The sequence below is a fragment of the Pseudodesulfovibrio sp. JC047 genome, from assembly GCF_010468615.1.
Lineage (GTDB): Bacteria > Desulfobacterota > Desulfovibrionia > Desulfovibrionales > Desulfovibrionaceae > Pseudodesulfovibrio.
In genome coordinates, this window is sequence record NZ_WUEH01000092.1 from 1 (window position 1) to 396 (window position 396).

Here is a 396-nt window from a genome sequence, read left to right on the forward strand (position 1 = left end):
GGAAGATGAAAACTGGGAGGTCGTGAAAACAAAGCCGACAGCTCTACAGCGAAGGCTGGCTAGGAAACATCTCCTCAAGCTCAAACGGCAAGAGAAGACCCAGCCAAAACAAGAAGTCCGTGAAAAGGCAGAGTCCTCCTCTACCGCTTCACTGGGGGCAACAGAAACGTCCCTTCCAGAGACTTCAAAGGGGGTAAGAAAGTTCACTCTCAGTGATTTCATGCCTCCTCAATTCAAAGAAGAAGCCACGCAGGGGGCATCGTACTCTTGCAATTCAGTGGTCGGATTCTCCATTGATGGATACGAGTCCAGCGACACTGATGATGGATTTGAACCCAACTACACCGATGAGTGGGAGGAATCTCTTGAAACAGGAGAATATCTCTCCGATGAAGA

The 396-nt window shown here is 49.2% G+C and carries 1 protein-coding gene; it reads left to right on the forward strand.

Annotation, left to right across the window (positions count from 1 at the left end; genetic code table 11):
* On the forward strand, positions 1–396 hold a 396-nt coding region (locus GO013_RS16785; RefSeq protein WP_163813189.1), incomplete at both ends, for a hypothetical protein.